The sequence below is a fragment of the Kitasatospora sp. NPDC059722 genome (genome assembly GCF_042733235.1).
Classification (GTDB): domain Bacteria; phylum Actinomycetota; class Actinomycetes; order Streptomycetales; family Streptomycetaceae; genus Kitasatospora.
Genome location: NZ_JBHWGD010000186.1, coordinates 1 through 6,103 on the forward strand (window position 1 = coordinate 1; position 6,103 = coordinate 6,103).

4 protein-coding genes are annotated in these 6,103 nt (G+C 72.2%); 2 read left to right on the forward strand and 2 right to left on the reverse strand.

Annotation, left to right across the window (positions count from 1 at the left end; translation table 11 throughout):
* Positions 1 to 71 precede the first annotated feature (71 nt).
* Both ACFV4F_RS41770 and ACFV4F_RS41775 read right to left on the reverse strand, forming a co-directional pair.
* Positions 72 to 485, reverse strand: coding sequence for a hypothetical protein (locus ACFV4F_RS41770; RefSeq protein WP_380442343.1), 414 nt, complete (start codon positions 483 to 485; stop codon positions 72 to 74).
* 75 nt (positions 486 to 560) lie between these two features.
* Positions 561 to 2,891, reverse strand: coding sequence for a hypothetical protein (locus tag ACFV4F_RS41775; RefSeq protein WP_380510989.1), 2,331 nt, complete (start codon positions 2,889 to 2,891; stop codon positions 561 to 563).
* 285 nt (positions 2,892 to 3,176) lie between these two features.
* Between ACFV4F_RS41775 and ACFV4F_RS41780 the strand changes: the two genes are divergently transcribed.
* Both ACFV4F_RS41780 and ACFV4F_RS41785 read left to right on the forward strand, forming a co-directional pair.
* Entirely contained in the window at positions 3,177 to 5,120 is a 1,944-nt protein-coding gene (locus ACFV4F_RS41780; protein ID WP_380510992.1) for an Ig domain-containing protein, read from the forward strand.
* Between the two features lie 155 nt (positions 5,121 to 5,275).
* The gene (locus ACFV4F_RS41785) at positions 5,276 to 5,965 is read left to right on the forward strand and encodes an RICIN domain-containing protein (RefSeq protein WP_380510995.1); all 690 of its coding nucleotides are present in this window, start codon (positions 5,276 to 5,278) and stop codon (positions 5,963 to 5,965) included.
* Positions 5,966 to 6,103 lie beyond the last annotated feature (138 nt).

The window sequence follows — 6,103 nt, forward strand, 5'->3', positions numbered from 1 at the left end:
CCTGGCGTTGCGCCGCCGCGGGCGCGCGGTGCGTGGGGGGCTCGCCCGTCCCACCCCCACCACGCTGAGGGTCAGGCCGTGTCCGGGGCGGTGCCGATGGCGCCGGCCGAGCGGAGTGACCGCCCGAGGTCCCCGGTGAGGATGCGGGGGTGTCGCCGCCACCACCACAGGTCGGGGCCTGGCAGTTCGTGGAACCGGTCGAGTGCTTGGCCGTCGTCGTCGACGGTCGCGGCCTTGTACCGGTCGTCCAGGGTTTTGATCCGCGGCGTCCAGAGCTGGACGAGGTGCTCGTCCAGCAGGAGCCACGCCTCGTGGAGCCAGTTCCGGCAGTAGAGGTCGTTGGTGTACTCGTGGATGTCGTCGTCATAGCCGCGCTCGATGACACCCACCAGGGCGGCCCACGCGTTCACCATGTCCGAGACCGTGAACGCCGTCCGCCAGCCGCGCTGGTGCAGCAGCTCGCCCACCTCGGTTTCCGTGGCCATGATCGTGAGGCTCTCATGCCGAAACCCTCCGGGCTACCGAGATGTGCCCGCACGCGGCCGGCTGCACGCCCGAACCTAGCCGAAGGTGGTGACTGTCGTGGTCTCGCCGGGGGAGACGTGGAGTGTGGCCGTGCTGTAGGTGGTGCCGTCCACTGTGGTGGTCTGGGCCGGGTGCGGTGTGCCGTTGACGGTGATGGTGGGGTGGGTGCCGGGGAAGCGGGGGGTCCAGGTGAGCGGGGTCGGGCCGGTGTTGGTGAGGGTCGTGGCGCTGTGGCCGTCCTGGCGGACGGTGATCCGCGTTCTGCCGACGGGGATGTCCGCAACCTGGAGCCAGGTCATCGAGCTCGGCAGGTGGGAGGTGGTTTCGACGGCGTCGGAGGCGGCGGAGGCGTCGGGGGTGAGGCCCAGGAGGCCCTGGACGGTCTGGGACAGCAGGGTGAACGGGACTTCGGGGTAGTCGCCGTTCAACATGCGGCCGCTGGCGTGGACTTGGGGGGTGGCCTCGTAGATGGTGCGCATCCACTTCCAGGCCCTGTCCCCGTCGCCGGCGGCGAAGAAGGCGTCCGGGAGGTAGGTGTAGGCCTCCAGGTTGTCGGAGCGTTGCGGGCCGGAGTCCTGGGCGTCGAGGTCGGCGAGGAAGGCGTCCCGGCGCGGGCCCGCGTCCAGGAGGTGTTTGGCGGGCATCAGGATGCTCGCCTCGTAGCCCCAGTCGGTGAGGGGGTGGCCGTTGGTGTCGTAGCCGTGGACGACGGCGCCGGGGTGTTGCGGGTCCACCGTCCAGACGGAGTTCGCGTATCGCCGGAGGGTTTCGGCTGCCTGGCGGTAGGTGGCGCGGTCGCTGCGTGGGGAGGCGAGGGTCGCGGCGGCGAGGTAGGCCTGGTACTGGGCGCCGAGGGCGTCGCCCGCCTCGGCGTACGTGGTGGTGGCGTTCTCGGCGTAGCTCGCGGTGCCCTTGAAGATGTTGCGGCTGGCGGCCTGCGGGATCGGGACGCCGCCGTTGTCGACGGGCCCGGGGTGGCGGGCGATGTACGGGCCGAGGGTGCTGCGGACGTAGCGGGTGAGGACGGGGTCGTCGGTGTAGTCGCGGTCGCCGGTCCAGCGGTAGGCCTCGCCGGTCTTCTCCACGAGCTCGAAGGGGGCTGGGAGTTCCCGGACGAAGCTGCTCGGGCTGCGGTAGTCGATGCTGCCCGGGGTCTTGGCGTCGAAGTTGACGGACCACACCGGGTCCAGTCCGTTGGCGTCGGTCGCGGAGGCGGCGAAGGCCCGCAGCATGGTCTTGTTCTGGGCGTCGAGTCCCAACAGGTGGGCGCCGACGAGCTGGTGGGCGAAGTCGCGGCTGTAGAAGTCGGACCGGAACGGGTAGCCGGCCCAGTAGGTGGTGTCGTAGGCCGCGGTGCCCGTGCCGTCGGGGTGGTTCTCGTCGAGGTTGAGGACGCCGGGGGCGCCGGCCTGCTGGACCCAGCTGTTGGCCTTGGTCTTGGCCCAGTCGAACAGGGCGACGACCTCGGGGTCGGAGGAGTCGATCAGCGGGTCGTTCGGGGCGGAGGGGGCCACGGCGGCCTCGTCGACGTTGACCCAGCCGGTGGGGGAGGGGCCGATGGCGAGCGTCAGCCGGTCGCCGGGCGAGAGGTGGACGCGGGGGAGGGTGTACTTGGCGTAGACGGGCTGGCCGGGGAGGGCGAGTTGGCGGACGACTGTGCCGTTGACGGTGGCCGAGAAGGTGCCGCCCGCTGCTCCGCTCGCGATCCACGCGGACAGGTCGTACGTCCCGTCGGTGACGGCGGTGACCTCCTGGCTCACCCGGTAACCGGAGCCCGCGTCGAGGTAGGCGAGACGGGTGCCGGTGTGCGGGTTGTTGGTGGCGAGGCCGGTGTGGGCGGTGAACGTCCAGCCGTCGGCGCCCAGTTCGAAGCCGGGGTTGGCGAGGAAGAGCGGCTCGGTGCGGGTGAGCGTCCAGCGCTGGGCGGGTCTCGGGGTGCAGGGCTGGACGCGGACCGGGCCGTCGTGGTGGGGCGTGAGGCAGCGGCCGCCCGTGGCGAGGGTGTGGCCGCCGGGCACGGGGGAGACGGTGAAGCGCGCTGCGCTGCCGCAGTCGGCGGCGGTGAGGTCGGCGGCGAGGCAGCGCCCGGTCGCGGCGTCGGCGAGGAGGTAGCCGTCGGCGCCGCGGCGCAGTTGCCACCGCTGGCTGAGCAGGCCCTGGCAGGCGGCGGTGACGGTGGGCGTGCCGAGGGCCGGCCGGGCGAACCGCGGGCCCAGGCAACTGCCGTCCACGGATGACGAGATGACGTAGGTGCCGCCGTCCACCGGATCGTCTCCGGCGGCGGAGGCGGGGGCCGCCCCCGCGATGACGGCGAGGGCGGCGAGGGCGGAGAAGCTGGACAGGACGGTGTTGTGCGCGGGAGGCATGAGCGGCTCCTGGGCGTACGTCGGGGGCGCTGGGTCAGTGGGGTGTTGAACGTTCAAATCATGGCGGGACGGGTGGGACAAGTGCGGGCGCGAACCTCAGGCCGAAGGGCTTGACCCATGTGATCGGTGACATGTGTCATTTCACATGGCGTCCTGAGGGCCCGTCAACGGGCGCGCAAGGGCGGCCGTCGCTTTCCCGTTCCCTCTCCCCGTTCCCCTACCTCGTTCCCCTTCCTCGTTCCCCTTCCTCGTTCCCTTCCTCCGACCGAGAGTCAGGACCTCCCTGTGCCTACCGCACGTTCACGTCTCGCCGGATCGCTCCGGAAACTCCTGCTCGGGGCGCTCGTCCTCGGGCTCGCCGGCACCGGCACCGCCGGTACGGCCCTCGCCCAGGGCGAGCGGCAGCCCGGGCCGGCGGGCAGCGCCGCGCCCGCCGATCCGCACCCGGCCGCCGAGGGCTGGCGGCAGATCGACGGCACCTGGGTGCAGGTCGGCGCCACCCGGCCGCACGTGATGCCCAACGCCACCACCTTCGCCCAGCGGCAGGCGGCGAAGACCAGTGCGGCCGCCGCCCCGCGCAACAACTACGACCTGCAGATGACCTACCGGGGCGGCCAGGACTCGATCGGCGTCACCACGGGCCAGCCGAAGGTGTACCTGATCTACTGGGGCAGCCAGTGGGGCACCCCCGGCACCGACGCGACGACTGGAAACCTCACCCTCTCGGGTGACCCGGACGCCGCCGCGCCCTACCAGCAGGACTTCTTCAAGGGCCTGGGCAGCACGACCGACACGTGGTCCCGCGTCATGACCCAGTACTGCGAGGGCATCGCGCCCGGTTCGTCCTACTGCCCGCCCGACGCCAACCACGTCGGCATGCCGGTGGCCGGCCAGACGCTCGCGGGCGTGTGGGTGGACAACGCGGCGCCCGCGCCGAAGGCCGCCACCGAGCCGGAGATCGCGGCCGAAGTCGTCGCCGCCGCCAAGCACTTCGGCAACACGGACCCGAACCAGAACCGGGACGTGCAGTACATCATCAACACCGGCCAGGGCCTGGACTCCGACAAGTGGAAGGAGCTCGGCTACTGCGCCTGGCACACCTTCATGCGCAGCTCGGCCGGCACCCTCGCCTACACGCTCATGCCGTACCTGACCGACGTGCCCGCGTGCGGCACCAACTGGATCAACCCGGGCGCGCGCGGCCGCCTCGACGGCTACGGGATCATCGGCGGTCACGAGTACGCCGAGACGATCACCGACCAGAACGCCTCCGGCGCCTGGACGGACGCGACCGGCCAGGAGAACGGCGACAAGTGCTCCTGGATCCCGGTCGGCCGCAACGGCGGGATGTTCAACCTCCAGCTCTCGACCGGGAGTTTCCCGGTGCAGACCACGTGGTCGAACTACGACCACCTGTGCACGGGCGACGACCCGGTCTTCGCTAACGCGCAGCTCCTCGTGACCCGGCCGTGCGAGCAGACGGTCGAGAGCGGCAAGCCCGTCGACCTCGCCGTCCTCGCCTCCGACCGCGCCGGGCGCCCGATCACGTACGGCGCCAAGGGCCTGCCCGCCGGGCTGCGGATCGACGCGGCGACCGGCCGCATCACCGGGACGACGCACGCGACCGGCTGGCGCACGATCACCGTGACCGGCCGCGACGACCAGGGCAACACGCAGAGCCAGACCTTCCGGGCCGGCTTCTTCCACGGCCCGCAGACCGGCTGCACCCCGATCGAGCAGCTCAACGACCCGGGCTTCGAGAACGGCACCGCCGACCACGGCGTGTGGAACCCGTCCGGCTACAACATCATCACGCCGTCCACCGCCCACCAGGCGCACGGCGGCGCGACGTACGCGTGGCTCGGGCAGAACACCGCGAGCGACGACTCCATCGTCCAGTGGGTCGAGACGACCCCGGGCTACACCCAGGAGCACCTGTCCTTCTGGCTGAACGTCACGGGCAGCGCCCAGGGCGCCTCCGCGCCCGGCGGCTCGGCGGTGGACACGCTCTCCCTGGAGCTGTACGACCAGTGGAGCGGCACCTACATGGCGACCGTCAAGACCTGGAGCAACCTGGACGCGACGAACGGCTACCGGCTGCAGTCCTTCGACCTGACGCCGTACGTGGCGGCCGAGTTCGGCTCGACGGTGGGCATCAAGCTGGTCGCGCACTCGACGAGCGGGAAGACAGCCTTCCTGGTGGACGACGCGTCGGTGAAGCTGATCTGATTCCGCCGTTCGGCGCAGCCCTCTGGTCCCGGCCCCGGCCCCGGCCCTGGCCCTGGCCCCGGTCCCGGCCGGGGCCGGAGGGCGATCGGGAAGGGGACGTGCCACTTGTGGTGCGTCCCTTCCGGGGCGGGCCCGGACTCCCTAGCGTTGTGCGCATGACAAAATTTGGTGCGTCGGTAGCCGCTGTTCTCACCGCCCTCGCGCTCGCCGCCCCGGCCACGGCGGCCCGTGCCGATGCGGGGCCGGCCGCGAACCCGGCCGCGAACCCGGCCGCGAACCCGGCCGCAGGCCCCGCGGCGACCGCGACCGTCACCGCCCAGCAGGCCCTCGGCCAGGTGCTGGCCGCGGCCCGCGACGGGAAGCCCGCCCTCGCGGGTGCGGCCCTCGCCGACTCGGGGCCGTTCTACTTCCACGTCCGTGCCTACGGGGACGGCTACTGCCTCGACAACTTCGCCAGCGGCGGCGGTGCGAACAACTCGCCCGCCGGCTTCTGGGCCTGCAACAACGGGCCCACCGAGCAGTGGCGGTGGCGCGTGTACGACGCGGGGGCCTTCTACGGGCTCGAACTCGTCAACAACGCCTCCGGCCGCTGCCTGGACTACCCCGAGTCGTGGGGCAACACGGTGGGCGCGCAGTTCAACGTCTACGACTGCAAGGACGGTGGCGCCCCGGGGCAGACCTTCCACTCCTACGTCAACGGTGCCGACATCTCGCTCACCTCGCCCAAGACCAGCAGCGTCGTCGCCCTCGACGGCTACTCGTCGCGCTGGCAGGGCAACGGCAGCCCGGTCGGCCTGTGGTACGCGGACACCAACAACTTCAACGCCTGGCAGCGCTGGTACTGAGGCGCTCGCCGATTCCCTCCGGCCCCGGTCCGCGGGGGGGGGGGGGGGGGGGGGCGGGGGGGGCGGGGGGGGGGCGGGCGGGCCGGGGGGGGGGGGGCCGGGGGGGCGGGCGGGGGGCGGGGTAGAGCCGCTGAGGGC